Raw genomic sequence first — 16,175 nt, forward strand, 5'->3', positions numbered from 1 at the left:
ACAGCGTCTCCTGGCGATGCGGTTCCGGGTGTTGATGGCAGAATGAGGGATCGTCTGCGCGACGCGCACGTAGAAATTCATCGCTGTGCGGCTCCTTGTTTTTGCGGAGTGATCTCGACGCCCGTATACACATAGAGCTCTTTGCCGCCGTAGCCACCAATTGCTGCAGCGCTGAGTGGATGGCTATCCCGGGTGCCATATCGAACCCAGCCTTCTGTCCACATCTCACCATTTTCGTGACGAATTTCCACGTAATAGTTGGGCGCTTCGTGCTTGGTGATCTCGACAAAAACCCCGCCATCCTCGGCGCCAATCCACAACGCGTGGGGATGAGCGAAGAGCTTCGGTTCGGTCGAGCTTTCCATTCGCAACAGCAATGCGAAGCCGACCAGAATCGTCAGCAAACCGACCGAGCAGAGGAAAGTGGCAAGGCATTGCCACGCCCTTGATTTCATTGAGCCGTTCCCGCAAAAAAACTTCATGTCCTGACCCGAGCCAACAACATCTTGTCAAGCTTGCCAGCCAGCCATATCGCCAAAATAGTTAGTCCACCCGTTAAAACGCTATAAGCGGCCGCGCGAACAGGATAAAGCGGCAACAGATAAACCAATATCAATGCAACCATTAGAAAAACAATGCTAACTTTCACCATTCGCCTTGGAATTACAGCAACAACTAAATTTACAAAAATAAACAGATAAAACACCATATACATGGCAATCCCGATGGAAGCACCACGCGAGGTCAGCCCACCAAATAAAAACTTGTACAGCGAAACACCATAGTAATTAACCACGACATACATGACGCAGGCAAAAAAATGCACCAATAAACCCGCCGCTAGCCTTACCATCATCTTTTCCACTCTCCATACTTATCTACAGAGCCCTGCGTGATGGAGCTTCTTAACTTCTGATCGGATGTGCCGAGATAAACCGTACTGGTCACCACTTTCTCGCGATAGCCCATTCGCCCAGCAAATACTCTTACCGTTTCAATGCGTAGTTCAAAATTTTCCGAAGCCCATAAAGCCCCACGCAGCACCATATAATTATCGTACTCATTGGTCTTGTCCTCCTTTGGGAATATAGGAAGACCATCACCATACTTCATACCGGTTTCAACGGTTTTCTTAATGGCAGTTTCCAAAGACTTGGTTTCTTCCAGATATAAACGATATGTATCGGTCGCGAACGGTATTTGCCCAACCCCGTCAGCCCAATAGGGCTCACCATCAATCATGACCATTAAAAATCCGGCACCACCCTCAGAACTATTTTTCCAATCACCGGGCATTGTCGGGGCAAAGCTAATCGACATCCGGTCAATAATTGCAAATTTGATAATTTGCGACCAACTAAACTGCTTATAGGCGTTGTAGGCGTCTGTACCGGCAGTTTTAGACTCGGGATTCACCCAAATTTTCTTCCGGTAATTATCAGCCAACGGCTCAAACCACTGAATTGCTTCCGCATACAGTTTCTCCGCTTTCATGATCCTGAACTGAACATCTGGTGCATTCGGTTTTAGTGCAAAAAGAGGCACCCCATTTCCTCTGGTTATTAACCAGACGTGAGGCAATGGAAGCTGTTTCGGTTTTTTATCTTCACTCGGCGTAGTTTCGGCTTTGATTTTCAGTTCCGTTTTTCCATCGGAAGTCTCGAAAATGTGTGCAACGCCGTCGATGACAATAGAGGTTTCCACGCGATTACTCCGACGACACATAGATGGTAACCATCTCCGCTTGTTTTCCAGTGGAGAAACACCCTGTGCCTCCAGCCGCCGATGAACATCCTGCCTTCTCTAAGCCACTGTCAGAAACCATTCTGTAATTGAGGTTTGCTACTGGTTGTCCGTCCGCTGTATGGAAAGAAAAAACACGGTTGAAGACTCCAGGAATGACTAACGGCTCCGGCGGCACAAACGGCGCCGGCGAATGCGAATTACCGATAATCACCGTCCCGGAACCTGCCGTGACTTTATTGCCGTGAGAACCAACCGAACCTACGGTCGCAGCCGGTTTGCCATTGATCAAAACCGTGGTCGCCAGATCGCCGACCATCGCACCACCACACGCCGAGGCATCGCCTTGGCGGGCGGCCGCGAGGCCGTCGAAGAACACGTCGCCGGAACCGGCGGCAATCGGGTTGGTACCGTGGCCTGGAAGTGGGCAAGCGGTGGGGTCGGATACGCGTGCTGCGGGTTTGCCAGACATCGGGAATCTCCTTAGGTGACCTTCACTTGACCGCTGCCATCCAGGCGCGCGGAAAAACTGACCTGACGCTTGAAACCCTCGACTTCCAGCAGGCCTTCGATGCTGAAGGCCAGCCGCAGCTGGTCGTGGTCACGCGGCAGGGAAATGACACGCACATTGCTCAGGCGCGGCTCGTAGGCTTCGATGAAGTTTTCGATGGCCAGACGGGCCTGACTCAGGGAGTCGTGCAGGCTCAGACGCATGTCATTGAGATCGGGCAACCCGTAGTCGGCCAGCGTTTGCACGCTGCCGGCCCGGGTGCTGAGCATTTTGGCCAGATGGGCAGCCACTGACGCCATGGCACAAGCCTCGAGGCTGTTGCCCTTGCGTAGTTGCGCGTCGCCGTTGAGGCGCTCGAACAGGCTGCCGTATCCGTCCATGAGTCGCTCTTACTCTTTGTCCAGCTTGCCAACCAGCGACAGGGTGAAATCGGCACCCATGTACTTGAAGTGCGGACGCACGTTCAAGCTCACGCGGTACCAGCCCGGCTCGCCTTCAACGTCGCTGACGATCACTTGCGCAGCGCGCAGCGGACGACGGCCACGCACTTCGGCGCTCGGGTTTTCCTGGTCGGCCACGTACTGGCGGATCCACTTGTTCAGTTCCAGCTCGAGGTCGGTACGTTCTTTCCACGAACCGAGTTGCTCGCGCTGCAGCACTTTCAAGTAGTGAGCCAGGCGGTTGACGATCATCATGTACGGCAGTTGGGTGCCGAGCTTGTAGTTCAGCTCTGCCGCCTTGCCTTCTGCGCTGATGCCGAAGAACTTCGGCTTCTGCACCGAGCTGGCGGAGAAGAACGCCGCGTTGTCGGAGCCTTTGCGCATGGTCAGGGAGATGAAGCCTTCCTCGGCCAGTTCGTATTCACGACGGTCGGAAACCAGAACCTCGGTCGGGATCTTGGTTTCGATTTCGCCCATGCTTTCGAAGTGGTGCAACGGCAGATCTTCAACCGCGCCACCGCTCTGTGGGCCGATGATGTTCGGGCACCAACGGAATTTGGCGAAGCTGTCGGTCAGCTTGGTGCCGAACGCGAACGCGGTGTTGCCCCACAGGTAGTGCTCGTGGCTGTTGGCAACGGTTTCCTTGTACACGAACGATTTCACCGGGTTTTCTTCCGGATCGTAAGGGTTACGCAGCAGGAAACGCGGCACGGTCAGACCGACGTAGCGGGAGTCTTCCGAAGTACGGAAGCTCTGCCATTTGGCGAATTGCGGGCCTTCGAAGTGGTCTTTCAGATCCTTCAGATCCGGCAGGCCGGTGAAGCTTTCCAGACCGAAGAATTTCGGGCCGGCGGCGGCGATGAACGGCGCGTGGGACATGCAGGAAACGCTGGCCACGTACTGCATCAGTTTCACGTCCGGCGAGCTTGGGGACATGAAGTAGTTGGCGATGATCGCGCCCACCGGCTGACCACCGAACTGGCCGTATTCAGCGGTGTAGATGTGCTTGTACAGGCCCGACTGCATGACTTCCGGCGAGTCTTCGAAATCGTCCAGCAGGTCTTCTTTGGAGACGTTGAGGATTTCGATCTTGATGTTTTCGCGGAAGTTGGTGCGGTCGACCAGCAACTGCAGGCCACGCCACGACGATTCCAGAGCCTGGAAGTCCGGGTGGTGCAGGATCTCGTCCATCTGACGGCTGAGCTTGGCATCGATCTCGGCGATCATGCGGTCAACCATGGCCTTCTTGACCGGCTCACCGTTGTTCTGCGGCTTGAGCAGTTCTTCGATGAACGCCGAAACGCCACGCTTGGCGATGTCATAGGCTTCGTCGTCCGGAGTCAGACGGGTTTCGGCGATGATGCTGTCGAGAATGCTGTACTCGCCGCTTTCGGCGCTCTTCTCTTGTGCTGCGCTAGTGCTCATTGTGTTGGCTTCCTTGGCTGGAGTCTCAGGCGTCCGGGGCTGCGGCGTTCAGGCCCAGCTCACCGAGTACGCGACCGCGGGATTCGTCGTCGGCGAGCACGCCTTCGATCGCTTTACGGAACGCAGGTGCGTTACCCAGCGGGCCTTTGAGGGCCACCAGCGCATCGCGCAGTTCCATCAGTTTTTTCAGCTCAGGCACTTGCTCGACCAGGCTGGCCGGGTTGAAGTCCTTCATCGAATTGACGCGCAGTTGCACAGCCAGCTCGTCGGCCTCGCCATCTTCCTGCAGACGGTTCGGCACGCTCAGCGTCAGACCCAGCTCTTGCTTGGCCAACACTTCGTCGAAGGTCATCTTGTCGATGCTGATCGGCTTGCGATCTTCGATTTTGCGATCGTCCTTGCGGTGGGTGTAGTCACCGATTGCCAGCAGCTTCAGCGGCAGTTCAATCTCTTCCTGAGCACCGCCGGTGGCGGGTTTGAAGGTGACGTTGATGCGTTCCTTGGGGGCTACCGAGCCTTCTTTGGCCATGGCTTTTCTCCTTGCGGTTGTGGCCCTGGGGCCTATTCGAGTACCACTTCGAGGTCGAGGTGGCACAGCCTGCGATAAATCTCTTCCTTGCGTTCACGTACGGCATGGTTCTGCGGCAACAACTCGCAGCAGCTATGCAGTAAATGCAGCACTTCCAATGCAAGATCGGGCTCCCAGGCGTGCAGGCCTGAGTCCTGTAATGTCTGATCGAGGGTTTCGAGCTGGTTCTTGGCCAGTTCGTACTTCTTGGCCATAAAGCACAGCCGGGCAAGGGCGAACTGCCAGAAGAACCGCTCGCGTCCACCGTGAGCCGATTGCAGCCCTTGCTTGAGCGTCTGCACGGCAGGCTTCAGGCCTTCCTTGCGCAGCATCGGCAGCACTTCCTGCAGGGCCTTTTCCCAGGCGGGCTGGGTTTCGACGTCGTCGGTTTCGACCTTGCGCGGCGCACTGGCGCTCTGCAGGTGCGGCATGACATTGCCGGCGATCCACGCCCGGGTGGACGGATCGGCAAACGGCGCGCCGTCATGGAAACGACATTCGATGATGCCGGGCAGGCGTTGAACCAAAAGCGCGAAGTGGATTTCCACTTCGCGCATTGCCATCTCGGCGTTGAGGTTCTGGAGACATTCCCAGACCATCCTCTGGCCATCGAACCAGAACGGCGCCTTCGCCAGGCTCGCCTCCAGTTCCACCAGCAGGTCGGCGTATTTGCCCTGATCGAAGCGATCCTGATACTGCTTGAGTTTGTCCACCGGCAGGCCGCGCAGCACGGTGATCTGCTCGGCGTTGCGCTCGGGCACCGCGTCGATCGGCAGCCACAGCAAAGTGCGGTTCAGACGCAAGGCGCGCAGGTCAGTGGCCTTCTGCTTGAGCCACCAGGCACACAACGGACGCGCGCTTTCCTGCTGGGCGCGCAGGGCCTTGTAAGCGTCTTTTTCGTTATCGATCGGCGCGCCGGGGGCCATTAGCTGGCTAGCGGCCTGCTTGACCTGCGCCACCGCTGCGCCCACCACACCGGGGGCCGGCTGATTGTCGGCCGCACGCTGGATCATGGTTTTCAGGCGACGCGAGAGCGGCAGCAGCAGCGGTGCGTCATCGCCCAGGTGCTCGGTGCATGCGGCATCGAGGCCGGCCAGATGCTCGGACAGTTGCCGGAACATCGGCAGCTGTTCCTTGATCGCGATGTTTTCAGTGAGCACCTGCTCCAGACGCGGCACCAGCCAGCCGATGGCAGCGGCACGGGTGCGCGGTTTGAGCGGGTGAACGTCGGCCCAGTGGTTTTCCGACAGATGGTGCAGCAGACCGAGGCCGGCCAGCAGCCCGGGGAAGGATTCACGCTGGTACAGCGACCAGGTCAGCCAGGCGCCGACACGCAAATCCTTGGATTGGGTACGCAGCAGATTTTCGCTGTTTTCACGGATTTTCAGCCAGTCGATCTGCCCGCTTTCGTGCATCGACGAGGCTTTGGCCAGCTCGCTTTCCAGCGCCTCGAATTCGCTCGAAAAACGAACGTCTTCGCCCGCGAAATTCTCTTTGGAAACAGAGACTTTTGCGAGTTCGAGGTAATGGGCGGAAAGTTTGCTTGAGTAGGACATCCATGGCCTTTAATTAGGATTACAGTCATGCGCCTATTGGAGTTGCCGCGGCGCGGGACAGTATCGAAGAGCAGTGAAGCGACTCATCCAATTGAGATGTGCTCTTTCAAGTGGGCGCATCGTAATCACTATGATGGCCACTAGCAAGCATCTGGTTAAACAACAAGACGAAGTGTTCATTGGGCTGTGTAGGAGATCGCCCTATATGTGGCAGGGGAATCCCTGATGGCGAATTATATTGCCCGCATTTGCCCTGTTCCCTCAGAACCCTTGATCCAGAGCGGCCCGATCCCGCCTTTGCGAATCGCTTCGAACATTCGTCCCAATACACGGCGGCCAGCATGACAACTCTGGAAAAAAATAGAAGTAGGATTCTTCCGAAAACCCGCTGGATTTTACAAACAATTCACTGGCGACAACGCTCAACAACAAAAGTGCCATCAATTTGATGGCAATTCATTTTTCTGAAACTTTATTCATCTCGTGAATGCTGTACTTCAGTGCCAACTCAATAATTATCGAAGTGCGATCCAACAGTCATTTCCACCACTTACGCAACACTTCCACGCCGAAAATACTCTGACAAATGTCAGGGATAATTCTTACATCGTTTTATTTCCACGTTGCCAGCTTGCCTTGGTAAATTCCTTTCGCCCGGCAATGTCAACCAGGCCGACTGACTGTTGAGCCACGGTCCGAAGCCTGCATCTCATTCGGCTCCTGAACCCGGAGCCGCCAAGGAGCTTTACCTCATGGAATTGAAAACCCTGTTGTTCGCAGCACTCATGTGGCTACCCGTCGCTCAGGCCTCTGCAGATACCCCGCCACTGGACGGTCATTACTATCTGACCGGTGCAATGGAAATGGGCGCCGAATTGCTGCTGCGCAAGGACGGCACGTTTGACGCCGGCGTGGCGTATGGCAGCGCTGACGGGTTTGCCAAGGGCAACTGGCGGGTGGAAAACAACACCGTGACGCTGAAGAGCGAAACCAAACCGGCGTCGAACAGCGATTTGTCCGGCCTGTTCCAGGATCTGCAACTGGCGATCGAACCGAACTGCCTGGCGGTGGATTTCGGCAACGGCAAGGCCTGCTTCCGGCGTTAACAAGCCGATTTTCAACCACAAAAAATGGGCACCCGACCGCAATCGGTGTGCCCATTTTTTATTGCAGTTCTCCCCGCTACTCAGGGAGTTCGCCGCAATTTAAGGATTGACGCTGTCTTTCAACGACTTGCCTGGCTTGAATGCCACGGTGTTGCTGGCCTTGATTTTCACCGGTTCACCGGTTTGCGGGTTCTTACCGGTGCGGGCGCCGCGGTGGCGTTGCAGGAAGGTGCCGAAGCCCACCAGCGTGACGCTGTCCTTGCGGTGCAGAGCGCCGGTGATTTCTTCGAGGACGGCGTTGAGAACGCGGTTGGCCTGTTCTTTGGTCAGATCCGCTTTTTCAGCGATTGCAGCGGCGAGTTCTGGTTTACGCATTAGTGAAGCCCCTTTGACGGTTTTTTGTTGTTATGTCCGTGCTGTTCTCGTTGGAACAGCGCCCAAGGCGCCGCAGGCTCTACTCTGCGGCAGACGGGAGTGAGAATGGCACGCGGATACCGGCGGCGCCAGTCTCCCCGCGACCTTTGTGGGGGCAAAAGCGGGGTGATTCCGACAGAACGACCGGTATTTACGCCAGCAGGGCCGGAAGCTGTTTGTTCAGGGCGAGTTTTTCCATCACTGCCGCGCCAGTCAGGGCATATCCGAGCAACTGACCATCGGCGCTGTGACACAGAGCCTTGATGTCGGCGCCCTGCCCTTCGACGGTCCAGACGCCTTCGCTGCCCCGTGGCGGTGGCGAAACGACCAACGGGCACACCGGGGTTTTCACCGTGATCGGCATCGCGCCGTAGCTCACGGTCGTCGGATTGCCGGCCAGGGTTTGTGCCAGCGCACGCGCACAGCTCATGAGGGGCATCACGTACAACAGATTCAGCCCATCGACCTCGGCGCAGTCGCCCAGGGCGTAGATATTGGCGTGGGAAGTCTTCAGGTAGCGGTCGACTACGACACCGCGATTGACCTGCACGCCCGCAGCCGCCGCCAGATCGATGCGCGGGCGCAGGCCGATGGCCGAGACCACCACATCGCAGGCAATCACCTGACCGTCGGACAGATGCGCTTCCAGACCGTCAGCGACTTTCTGCAGGCGGGTCAGCACCGGGCCGAGGTGGAAACGCGCGCCCAGGCTTTCCAGCCCGGCTTGCACGGCGGCCGCAGCGGCCGGATGCAGCAGCATTGGCATCACTTGCTCGCACGGTGCAACCAGTTGCACCTCGTAGCCGCCAAGGATCAGGTCGTTGGCGAATTCACAGCCGATCAGACCCGCACCGAGCAGCAATACGCGGCGCTTGCCCGCGGCGGCTGCACGAAAGCGCGCGTAGTCTTCAAGATCGTTGATCGGGAACACCAAATCCGCGCCATCGCCTTCGATCGGCACGCGCACGGTTTCCGCGCCCCAGGCGAGGATCAGGTCGCGGTAGTACACCGCTTCTTCGCCGATCCACAGACGCTTGTGGCCGGCGTCGATGCCGCTGATGCGCGTGTGGGTGCGCACTTCGGCCTTCAATTGCTCGGCCATCGCGCCCGGTTCGGCCATGCTCAGGCCATCAGCGTCTTTGTTCTTGCCGAAACCGGTGGAGAGCATCGGTTTGGAGTAAGAGCGCCCGTCATCGGCGGTAATCAGCAGCAGCGGGGTTTCGCCATCGAGTTTGCGAAACTCGCGGGCCAGGTTGTAACCCGCAAGCCCGGTGCCGACGATTACGACAGGTGCGTTCATGCCTTACTCCTTGGTTTTTCTCAGTTGATTTCGATCATTTCGAAGTCCATCTTTCCGACGCCGCAGTCCGGGCACAGCCAGTCTTCCGGCACGTCCTGCCAAGCGGTGCCTGGCGCGATGCCGTCGTCCGGCCAACCGTCGGCTTCGTTGTAGATCAGGCCGCAGACGATGCATTGCCACTTTTTCATTCAGGTACTTCCTCAGGATTCAGGCTTTTGTCGGCGCGGACGGTCGATGGTGGTTGCGCTGCCGTCCGGCTCAGGGCGTTTTGTACTGAGGGTGCCGGGCAGATGCAAGCCTGTTCGGCGCAACGGCGACCCCGATCAATCAAATTCGCAGCACGCCATGTTAAGCTCGCCGCCTCATTTGCGGCCAATAATGACTCATTGTGCAACATTCAAATGCCTGCCCGACCCCGCTCTGGCTGACTCAAAGCCGACTGACGACACTTCCCGATTCGTTGACCCTGAACTGGTTGTTCGACGAAGGCTCGCTGACCCGCCGCCTGACCCGGCTGTCGAATGACGGCTTCAGCGTCACACCGTTGTTCGAAGGCTGGGACACTCTGCGCAGTGACGAATGCGCGGCGCTGGATCTGGCCGAAGGCAGCGAAGGCTGGGTGCGCGAGGTGTATCTGCGCGGTCACGGCGAGGCTTGGGTGTTCGCCCGTAGCGTGGCGTCGCGCGCCGCCCTGCAGGGCGATGGTCTGCACATGGACGAACTGGGCAGCCGCTCGCTGGGCGAACTGCTGTTTTGCGACCAGGCCTTCCAGCGTCGTGCCCTCGAAGTTTGTCACTACCCTGAACAATGGTTGCCGCCAGACGTAAAAGCGCCCGAGCTGTGGGGCCGACGTTCGCGTTTCGACCGTGGCGCACTGAGCGTATTGGTCGCGGAAATCTTCCTGCCAAGCCTGTGGATTGCCGCCCGCGCCCATCCGGAGATCTGCTGATGTACCAGAGTCTGCTCAAGTCCCTGAACCGCTTGAATCCACGCGCCTGGGATTTCATTCAGCTGACGCGCATGGACAAGCCGATCGGTATTTACCTGCTGCTGTGGCCGACGTTGTGGGCTTTGTGGATTGCCGGCAAGGGCTCGCCTTCGCTGGCCAATATCGTGATTTTCGTGCTCGGCGTAGTGCTGACCCGCGCCGGTGGTTGCGTGATCAACGACTGGGCCGATCGCAAGGTCGACGGCCACGTCAAACGCACCGCGCAACGACCGCTGGCCAGCGGCAAGATCAGTTCGAAAGAGGCGCTGGTGTTCTTCGCGCTGCTGATGGGCGTGAGTTTCCTGCTGGTGCTGTGCACCAATGCACCGACGATCTGGCTGTCGCTCGGCGGTCTGGCATTGGCGTTCACTTATCCGTTCATGAAGCGCTACACCTATTACCCGCAAGTGGTGCTGGGCGCCGCGTTCTCGTGGGGCATGCCGATGGCGTTCACCGCCGAGACCGGTGAGCTGCCGGCGGCGGCGTGGCTGCTGTGGATCGCCAATCTGCTGTGGACGGTGGGTTACGACACCTATTACGCGATGACCGACCGTGATGACGACTTGAAGATCGGCGTGAAATCCACGGCGATTCTGTTTGGCGAGGCGGATCGGGTGATCATCCTGACGTTGCAGGCGCTGTCATTGGGCTGCCTGTTGCTGGCCGGGTCGAAGTTCGAGCTGGGCGTGTGGTTCCATCTCGGCCTGCTGGTGGCCGCTGGATGCTACGCGTGGGAATTCTGGTACACCCGTGATCGCGACCGCATGCGTTGCTTCAAGGCGTTTCTGCACAACCACTGGGCGGGGTTGGCGATTTTCGTCGGAATAGTGCTGGATTACGCATTGCGCTGAAGATTAGAACCTGTGGGAGCGGGCTTGCTCGCGAAGGCGTCGTATCAGTCACCATCATTGTCTACTGACACACCGCTTTCGCGAGCAAGCCCGCTCCAACAGGGGATTTGCGCTTACTTGGCCTTGGCGACTTTCCAGGCACCGTCCATTTTGCCGTCACCGGTCATGTCACCGGCTTTCTTGTCCATCACGAAGGTGTACAGCGGCATGCCTTGGTAGGCCCATTGCATCGTGCCGTCGTCGCGTTTGATGACAGTCCAGTCACCCATCGACTTGTCACCCGCGGTCGCCATCAACGGCGGCCAGTTCGTTGCGCATTTGTCGTTGCACATCGACTTGCCGCCCGAGTCCTTGGCGAAGGTATACAGGGTCATGCCCTTTTGGTCGGTGTACATGCCGTCCTTCTCCATCGCAGGATCAGCAGCCAGCGCAAATCCAGGCAGAGTCAGGGCCGCAGCCATCAGCAGGGCTTTCAAAGAAACAGTCATTTGAGTCATGGAAACCTTCTTTTGTGGTTGTCAGGATTCGGACTTAGAGCTTAGTCCAGGATCACGCCAACCGCCGGGCGACTAAAATACTGTCACACGACTGCAATAATTCCGTTATCTAATGCGGCGCAAGACAGTTAAATGACAAGAGGATTAAGGCATGGTTGGCAGGAGCATTCTGATCGTCGACGACGAAGCGCCCATTCGCGAAATGATCGCCGTTGCGTTGGAAATGGCCGGCTATGACTGCCTCGAGGCGGAGAACTCGCAGCAGGCACACGCCATCATCGTTGATCGCAAACCGGACCTGATCCTGCTTGACTGGATGCTGCCAGGCACCTCCGGCATTGAACTGGCCCGCCGCCTCAAGCGTGATGAGCTAACCGGGGACATCCCGATCATCATGCTCACCGCCAAGGGCGAAGAGGACAACAAGATCCAGGGTCTTGAAGTCGGCGCCGACGACTACATCACCAAACCGTTTTCCCCACGCGAACTGGTCGCACGCCTCAAGGCTGTGCTGCGCCGCGCCGGCCCGACCGATGGCGAAGCGCCGATCGAAGTCGGCGGCCTGTTGCTCGACCCGATCAGCCACCGCGTGACCATCGACGGCCGTCCGGCCGAAATGGGCCCGACCGAATACCGTCTGCTGCAATTTTTCATGACCCACCAGGAGCGCGCCTACACTCGCGGGCAGTTGCTGGATCAGGTCTGGGGCGGCAACGTCTATGTTGAAGAGCGCACCGTCGACGTGCACATCCGACGCCTGCGCAAGGCCCTCGGCGATGCTTACGAAAATCTGGTACAAACCGTGCGCGGCACCGGCTACCGGTTTTCCACCAAGGCCTGATCCGACCGCCAGACTCGCTGACAAGGACCGTAATTTCCGTGAATCAAAACTGGCATGGCACCCTGATTCGCCACATGCTGTTGCTGGTCACAGCGTGTCTGGTGATTGGCCTGATCACCGGCTACTACGGCTGGAGCCTCGCTGCCGGCCTGGGTATTTACCTGGCCTGGACGCTCAAGCAACTGCTGCGTCTGCACGAATGGCTGCGCCTGCACCAACCCGATGAAGCACCGCCCGACGGTTACGGTCTGTGGGGCGAGGTGTTCGACAGCATCTACCACCTGCAACGCCGCGACCAACGGGTACGCGGGCGCCTGCAAGCGGTGATCGACCGGGTGCAGGAGTCCACCGCTGCGCTGAAAGACGCGGTGATCATGCTCGACAGCGACGGCAACCTGGAATGGTGGAACCGCGCCGCCGAAACCCTGCTCGGCCTCAAGACCCCGCAGGACAGCGGCCAACCGGTGACCAACCTGGTACGCCATCCGCGCTTCAAGGAGTACTTCGAGCAGGACAGCTACGCCGAACCGCTGGAAATCCCCTCGCCGACCAATGATCGGGTGCGCATTCAGCTGTATCTGACCCGCTACGGCAACAACGAGCACTTGATGCTGGTGCGCGACGTCACGCGCATCCATCAACTGGAACAGATGCGCAAAGACTTCATCGCCAACGTCTCCCACGAACTGCGCACGCCGCTGACGGTGATCTGCGGCTACCTGGAAACCCTGCTCGACAACGTCGAGGAGGTGAACCCGCGCTGGAGCCGCGCGCTGCAGCAGATGCAGCAACAGGGCGGGCGCATGCAGACGCTGCTCAATGACCTGCTGCTGCTGGCGAAGCTGGAAGCCACCGACTACCCGTCAGATAACCAGCCGGTGCAGATCGATACCCTGCTGCAATCGATCAAGAGCGACGCCCAGCAGTTGTCCGGGCAGAAAAACCAGAAAATCACCCTCGAAGCCGACGGCAAGATCCTGCTCAAGGGCAGCGAGGCGGAGCTGCGCAGTGCCTTCTCCAACCTGGTGTTCAACGCGGTGAAATACACGCCGGCCGAAGGCAACATCCGCATTCGCTGGTGGGGCGACGAGCAAGGCGCGCACCTGAGCGTGCAGGATTCGGGGATCGGCATCGACAGCAAGCACCTGCCGCGCCTGACCGAACGCTTCTACCGCGTCGACTCCAGCCGCAACTCCAACACCGGCGGCACTGGCCTGGGTCTGGCAATCGTCAAGCATGTGTTGCTGCGCCATCGCGCGCGCATGGAGATCAGCAGCGTGCCCGGTCACGGCAGCACATTCACCTGTCATTTCGCTCCGGCGCAAGTGGCCAGCGCACGGGCGATCAGCACCGCTGAGTAATGTCGCACTAGGCAATCGCCAGGTCAGCCGCTACATTGGCTGACTTGCGCCTGCCTTTCAGGCGCGACTTTTCTCTCTTTTGAATCACACGGAACCCGCAAAACTCCATCATGGACCCTTCCCCTGGCTTGTCCCTCGCTACGATTTTCGCCGATTTCGGCATGATTCTTTTCGCTCTGATCCTGGTTTTGCTCAACGGCTTCTTCGTTGCGGCGGAATTCGCCATGGTCAAACTGCGCTCAACCCGGGTCGAGGCCATCGCCGACAAGAACGGCTGGCGCGGGCATATTCTGCGCACCGTACACAGTCAGCTCGATGCGTACCTCTCGGCGTGTCAGCTCGGTATCACCCTCGCCTCCCTCGGTCTGGGCTGGGTCGGTGAGCCGGCGTTCGCGCACCTGCTCGAGCCGCTGCTGAGCGCGGTCGGCGTGCAGTCGCCGGAAGTGGTCAAAGGCATTTCGTTCTTTACCGCGTTCTTCATCATTTCCTACCTGCACATTGTGGTTGGCGAGCTGGCACCCAAGTCGTGGGCGATCCGCAAACCCGAGCTGCTGTCGCTGTGGACGGCGGTGCCGCTGTACCTGTTCTACTGGGCGATGTACCCGGCGATCTACCTGCTCAACGCCAGCGCCAACGCGATTCTGCGGATCGCCGGCCAAGGCGAGCCCGGCCCGCACCACGAACACCATTACAGCCGCGAAGAACTGAAACTGATCCTGCACTCCAGCCGTGGTCAGGACCCGAGCGACCAAGGCATGCGCGTGCTGGCCTCGGCAGTGGAGATGGGCGAGCTGGAAGTGGTCGACTGGGCCAACTCCCGCGAAGACCTGATCACCCTCGAATTCAACGCACCGCTGAAAGAAATCCTGGCGATGTTCCGTCGCCACAAGTTCAGCCGTTACCCGGTGTACGACAGCGAGCGCCAGGAGTTCGTCGGCCTGCTGCACATCAAGGACCTGCTGCTGGAGCTGGCGGCGCTGGACCACATTCCCGAGTCGTTCAACCTGGCTGAGCTGACCCGCCCGCTGGAGCGCGTATCGCGGCACATGCCGCTGTCGCAGCTGCTGGAGCAGTTCCGCAAGGGCGGCTCGCACTTCGCCGTGGTTGAAGAGGCCGACGGCAATATCATCGGCTACCTGACCATGGAAGACGTGCTGGAAGTGCTGGTCGGCGACATCCAGGACGAACACCGCAAGGCCGAACGCGGAATCCTCGCGTATCAGCCGGGCAAGCTGCTGGTGCGTGGTGATACGCCGCTGTTCAAGGTTGAACGCCTGCTCGGCATCGACCTGGATCACATCGAAGCCGAAACCCTCGCCGGCCTGGTCTACGAGACCCTGAAACGGGTACCGGAGGAGGAAGAGGTGCTGGAAGTCGAAGGCCTGCGGATCATCATCAAGAAGATGAAAGGGCCGAAGATTGTGCTGGCGAAGGTGTTGATGCTGGATTGATGGGCTGATCCCAAACCCAGTCGATCCCTTCGCGAGCAAGCTCGCTCCCACGAGTACGATGCAAGACCTGTGGGAGCGAGCTTGCTCGCGAAGGCGTCAGATCAGACACCCCATCACTGTTTGCCCAACGCAAAGTTGGGCAACGCCCCCAGCGGCTGGTTGAACTGATACGGAATCGACACCAGCCCCTGCCCCGTATTGCGCTGCACCACAAAGTGCAGGTGCGGGCCGCTGCTGTTGCCGGTATTGCCCGACAGCGCCAGCGGGCTGCCGACCTTCACCCGCTGCCCCTCGCGCACGCTCACCGAACCTTGCTTGAGGTGCAGATACACGCCCATCGTGCCGTCGTCATGCAGCACCCGGACGAAGTTGCCGGACGCATCATTGCCGCGCCCGCTCTGTGAGTTTTCGGTTTTCACCACTACTCCGGCCCGTGCGGCAATGATCGGCGTGCCGACCGGCATGGCGATGTCCATCGCATACCGGTTCTTCGGCCCATAGTGGCTGTACTGCCCGTTTGCGCCCTGACTCAGACGGAACGGCCCGCCCCGCCAGGGCAGCGGATAGCGATAGCTCTGCGCAGCGCCTGCGGGATCGCCCAGCGAATACTGGAATTGCGGTGAATACACCAGCGGCTGACCACGGCTGATCGCCGTCAGCAGCGCCAACCGCGTATTGCTGCGCGCCGGCAGCACCCGGCGAATCGTCTGCGCCGGAGCACCACGCACATTGCTCAGGCCGGTAAACGCCAGCGCAATCTCCACCGGCGCATACAGATCGTTGCGTACGAACACCACGTCGGTGCCCTTCTGCTTCTTGATATCGAGATACACCTGGCGCTCAAGGTGTTCGACCATGCGGTCCTGAAACACGAACACCTGTGAGCCTTTGCTCGGTCGGTCGCTGTACGACACCACGCCGTTGGCATCGGTGGATTTGTAGATGGTCATGGCCACAGTCGAGGTGGAGGCCAGGAAAAGACCACAGAAAAACAGCAGGCGCGCGAGCATGGGCAAAAGTCTGTCGAAGGAAGGCCTGGAAATGAGCCTAGCAGGTGAAGCAGACCAGGCTAGTCGACAGATGTTTCAAATTGGGCGGTCTGGGAAATCGATGTCGTAAGTGA

At 58.8% G+C, this 16,175-nt stretch carries 19 protein-coding genes; 6 read left to right on the top strand and 13 right to left on the bottom strand.

Annotated features, from left to right (window positions below; translation table 11 throughout):
* Positions 1-77: 77 nt before the first annotated feature.
* The 8 genes from CKW11_RS12340 to tssA are packed head-to-tail and all read right to left on the bottom strand — an operon-like array spanning position 78 to position 6,243.
* A complete protein-coding gene (locus CKW11_RS12340) occupies positions 78-455 on the bottom strand; it encodes a hypothetical protein (protein ID WP_095137722.1) in 378 nt (125 codons plus the stop codon).
* A gap of 23 nt (positions 456-478) precedes the next feature.
* The gene (locus CKW11_RS12345) at positions 479-856 is read right to left on the bottom strand and encodes a hypothetical protein (RefSeq protein ID WP_095137723.1); all 378 of its coding nucleotides are present in this window, start codon (positions 854-856) and stop codon (positions 479-481) included.
* Positions 853-1,704 (bottom strand): hypothetical protein, encoded by an 852-nt coding sequence (locus tag CKW11_RS12350; protein WP_095137724.1) that lies wholly within the window; start codon positions 1,702-1,704, stop codon positions 853-855. Before CKW11_RS12350 ends, CKW11_RS12345 begins: the two co-directional genes overlap by 4 nt.
* Before the next feature lie 4 nt (positions 1,705-1,708).
* The gene (locus tag CKW11_RS12355) at positions 1,709-2,215 is read right to left on the bottom strand and encodes a PAAR domain-containing protein (RefSeq protein ID WP_095137725.1); all 507 of its coding nucleotides are present in this window, start codon (positions 2,213-2,215) and stop codon (positions 1,709-1,711) included.
* Between the two features lie 11 nt (positions 2,216-2,226).
* Positions 2,227-2,634 (bottom strand): type VI secretion system baseplate subunit TssE, encoded by a 408-nt coding sequence (gene tssE / locus CKW11_RS12360; RefSeq protein ID WP_007920274.1) that lies wholly within the window; start codon positions 2,632-2,634, stop codon positions 2,227-2,229.
* Between the two features lie 9 nt (positions 2,635-2,643).
* Positions 2,644-4,119, bottom strand: a complete 1,476-nt coding sequence (tssC, locus tag CKW11_RS12365; protein WP_003229584.1) for a type VI secretion system contractile sheath large subunit — start codon at positions 4,117-4,119, stop codon at positions 2,644-2,646.
* A gap of 25 nt (positions 4,120-4,144) precedes the next feature.
* On the bottom strand, positions 4,145-4,648 hold the full coding sequence (tssB, locus tag CKW11_RS12370; RefSeq protein WP_003229587.1) for a type VI secretion system contractile sheath small subunit: 504 nt from the start codon (positions 4,646-4,648) through the stop codon (positions 4,145-4,147).
* A gap of 32 nt (positions 4,649-4,680) precedes the next feature.
* On the bottom strand, positions 4,681-6,243 hold the full coding sequence (tssA, locus tag CKW11_RS12375) for a type VI secretion system protein TssA (RefSeq protein ID WP_095137726.1): 1,563 nt from the start codon (positions 6,241-6,243) through the stop codon (positions 4,681-4,683).
* 752 nt (positions 6,244-6,995) lie between these two features.
* On the opposite strand from tssA, the gene CKW11_RS12380 reads away from it, so the two are divergent.
* Positions 6,996-7,349: a hypothetical protein gene (locus tag CKW11_RS12380; protein WP_095137727.1), complete on the top strand. Its 354-nt coding sequence runs from the start codon at positions 6,996-6,998 to the stop codon at positions 7,347-7,349.
* Between the two features lie 99 nt (positions 7,350-7,448).
* Here the strand turns inward: CKW11_RS12380 and CKW11_RS12385 are convergent, their stop codons facing one another.
* From CKW11_RS12385 to CKW11_RS12395, 3 genes are all read right to left on the bottom strand, one after another.
* Positions 7,449-7,724: an HU family DNA-binding protein gene (locus tag CKW11_RS12385; RefSeq protein ID WP_003213368.1), complete on the bottom strand. Its 276-nt coding sequence runs from the start codon at positions 7,722-7,724 to the stop codon at positions 7,449-7,451.
* A gap of 190 nt (positions 7,725-7,914) precedes the next feature.
* A complete protein-coding gene (locus tag CKW11_RS12390) occupies positions 7,915-9,063 on the bottom strand; it encodes an NAD(P)/FAD-dependent oxidoreductase (protein ID WP_095137728.1) in 1,149 nt (382 codons plus the stop codon).
* A 20-nt stretch (positions 9,064-9,083) separates the two neighbouring features.
* The gene (locus CKW11_RS12395; protein ID WP_064589849.1) at positions 9,084-9,251 is read right to left on the bottom strand and encodes a rubredoxin; all 168 of its coding nucleotides are present in this window, start codon (positions 9,249-9,251) and stop codon (positions 9,084-9,086) included.
* Between the two features lie 200 nt (positions 9,252-9,451).
* On the opposite strand from CKW11_RS12395, the gene CKW11_RS12400 reads away from it, so the two are divergent.
* Together CKW11_RS12400 and ubiA are read left to right on the top strand one after the other, a co-directional pair.
* Complete coding sequence (locus CKW11_RS12400) at positions 9,452-10,012, top strand: chorismate lyase (protein ID WP_095137729.1); 561 nt, start codon at positions 9,452-9,454, stop codon at positions 10,010-10,012.
* Positions 10,012-10,902: a 4-hydroxybenzoate octaprenyltransferase gene (gene ubiA / locus CKW11_RS12405; protein ID WP_095137730.1), complete on the top strand. Its 891-nt coding sequence runs from the start codon at positions 10,012-10,014 to the stop codon at positions 10,900-10,902. The genes CKW11_RS12400 and ubiA overlap by 1 nt, the downstream gene beginning before the upstream one ends.
* A gap of 113 nt (positions 10,903-11,015) precedes the next feature.
* Here ubiA and CKW11_RS12410 read toward each other — a convergent pair whose 3' ends face one another.
* On the bottom strand, positions 11,016-11,399 hold the full coding sequence (locus CKW11_RS12410; RefSeq protein ID WP_095137731.1) for a hypothetical protein: 384 nt from the start codon (positions 11,397-11,399) through the stop codon (positions 11,016-11,018).
* Positions 11,400-11,550: 151 nt separating this feature from the next.
* On the opposite strand from CKW11_RS12410, the gene phoB reads away from it, so the two are divergent.
* From phoB to CKW11_RS12425, 3 genes are all read left to right on the top strand, one after another.
* Complete coding sequence (gene phoB, locus CKW11_RS12415; RefSeq protein ID WP_003229608.1) at positions 11,551-12,240, top strand: phosphate regulon transcriptional regulator PhoB; 690 nt, start codon at positions 11,551-11,553, stop codon at positions 12,238-12,240.
* A 74-nt stretch (positions 12,241-12,314) separates the two neighbouring features.
* Positions 12,315-13,601, top strand: a complete 1,287-nt coding sequence (phoR, locus tag CKW11_RS12420) for a phosphate regulon sensor histidine kinase PhoR (protein WP_208101382.1) — start codon at positions 12,315-12,317, stop codon at positions 13,599-13,601.
* 110 nt (positions 13,602-13,711) lie between these two features.
* Positions 13,712-15,052 carry a hemolysin family protein gene (locus tag CKW11_RS12425; protein ID WP_007962298.1) on the top strand — a complete coding sequence of 447 codons (1,341 nt, stop codon included), beginning with the start codon at positions 13,712-13,714 and terminating at the stop codon, positions 15,050-15,052.
* A gap of 113 nt (positions 15,053-15,165) precedes the next feature.
* On the opposite strand, the gene CKW11_RS12430 is transcribed toward CKW11_RS12425, so the two are convergent.
* The gene (locus tag CKW11_RS12430) at positions 15,166-16,062 is read right to left on the bottom strand and encodes a M23 family metallopeptidase (RefSeq protein ID WP_095137733.1); all 897 of its coding nucleotides are present in this window, start codon (positions 16,060-16,062) and stop codon (positions 15,166-15,168) included.
* Positions 16,063-16,175: the final 113 nt, after the last annotated feature.

The organism is Pseudomonas sp. Irchel s3a10 (genome assembly GCF_900187525.1).
Lineage (GTDB): Bacteria > Pseudomonadota > Gammaproteobacteria > Pseudomonadales > Pseudomonadaceae > Aquipseudomonas > Aquipseudomonas koreensis_G.

Excerpts from the sequence above, each read along its gene's own strand:
- CKW11_RS12340 (WP_095137722.1), bottom strand. The coding sequence starts at position 455 with ATGAAATCAAGGGCGTGGCAATGCCTTGCCACTTTCCTCTGCTCGGTC.
- CKW11_RS12425 (WP_007962298.1), top strand. The coding sequence starts at position 13,712 with ATGGACCCTTCCCCTGGCTTGTCCCTCGCTACGATTTTCGCCGATTTC.
- CKW11_RS12355 (WP_095137725.1), bottom strand. The coding sequence starts at position 2,215 with ATGTCTGGCAAACCCGCAGCACGCGTATCCGACCCCACCGCTTGCCCA.
- phoB (WP_003229608.1), top strand. The coding sequence starts at position 11,551 with ATGGTTGGCAGGAGCATTCTGATCGTCGACGACGAAGCGCCCATTCGC.
- phoR (WP_208101382.1), top strand. The coding sequence starts at position 12,315 with ATGCTGTTGCTGGTCACAGCGTGTCTGGTGATTGGCCTGATCACCGGC.
- CKW11_RS12390 (WP_095137728.1), bottom strand. The coding sequence starts at position 9,063 with ATGAACGCACCTGTCGTAATCGTCGGCACCGGGCTTGCGGGTTACAAC.
- CKW11_RS12395 (WP_064589849.1), bottom strand. The coding sequence starts at position 9,251 with ATGAAAAAGTGGCAATGCATCGTCTGCGGCCTGATCTACAACGAAGCC.
- CKW11_RS12345 (WP_095137723.1), bottom strand. The coding sequence starts at position 856 with ATGATGGTAAGGCTAGCGGCGGGTTTATTGGTGCATTTTTTTGCCTGC.
- tssE (WP_007920274.1), bottom strand. The coding sequence starts at position 2,634 with ATGGACGGATACGGCAGCCTGTTCGAGCGCCTCAACGGCGACGCGCAA.
- ubiA (WP_095137730.1), top strand. The coding sequence starts at position 10,012 with ATGTACCAGAGTCTGCTCAAGTCCCTGAACCGCTTGAATCCACGCGCC.
- tssB (WP_003229587.1), bottom strand. The coding sequence starts at position 4,648 with ATGGCCAAAGAAGGCTCGGTAGCCCCCAAGGAACGCATCAACGTCACC.
- CKW11_RS12410 (WP_095137731.1), bottom strand. The coding sequence starts at position 11,399 with ATGACTCAAATGACTGTTTCTTTGAAAGCCCTGCTGATGGCTGCGGCC.
- tssC (WP_003229584.1), bottom strand. The coding sequence starts at position 4,119 with ATGAGCACTAGCGCAGCACAAGAGAAGAGCGCCGAAAGCGGCGAGTAC.
- tssA (WP_095137726.1), bottom strand. The coding sequence starts at position 6,243 with ATGTCCTACTCAAGCAAACTTTCCGCCCATTACCTCGAACTCGCAAAA.
- CKW11_RS12385 (WP_003213368.1), bottom strand. The coding sequence starts at position 7,724 with ATGCGTAAACCAGAACTCGCCGCTGCAATCGCTGAAAAAGCGGATCTG.
- CKW11_RS12430 (WP_095137733.1), bottom strand. The coding sequence starts at position 16,062 with ATGCTCGCGCGCCTGCTGTTTTTCTGTGGTCTTTTCCTGGCCTCCACC.
- CKW11_RS12380 (WP_095137727.1), top strand. The coding sequence starts at position 6,996 with ATGGAATTGAAAACCCTGTTGTTCGCAGCACTCATGTGGCTACCCGTC.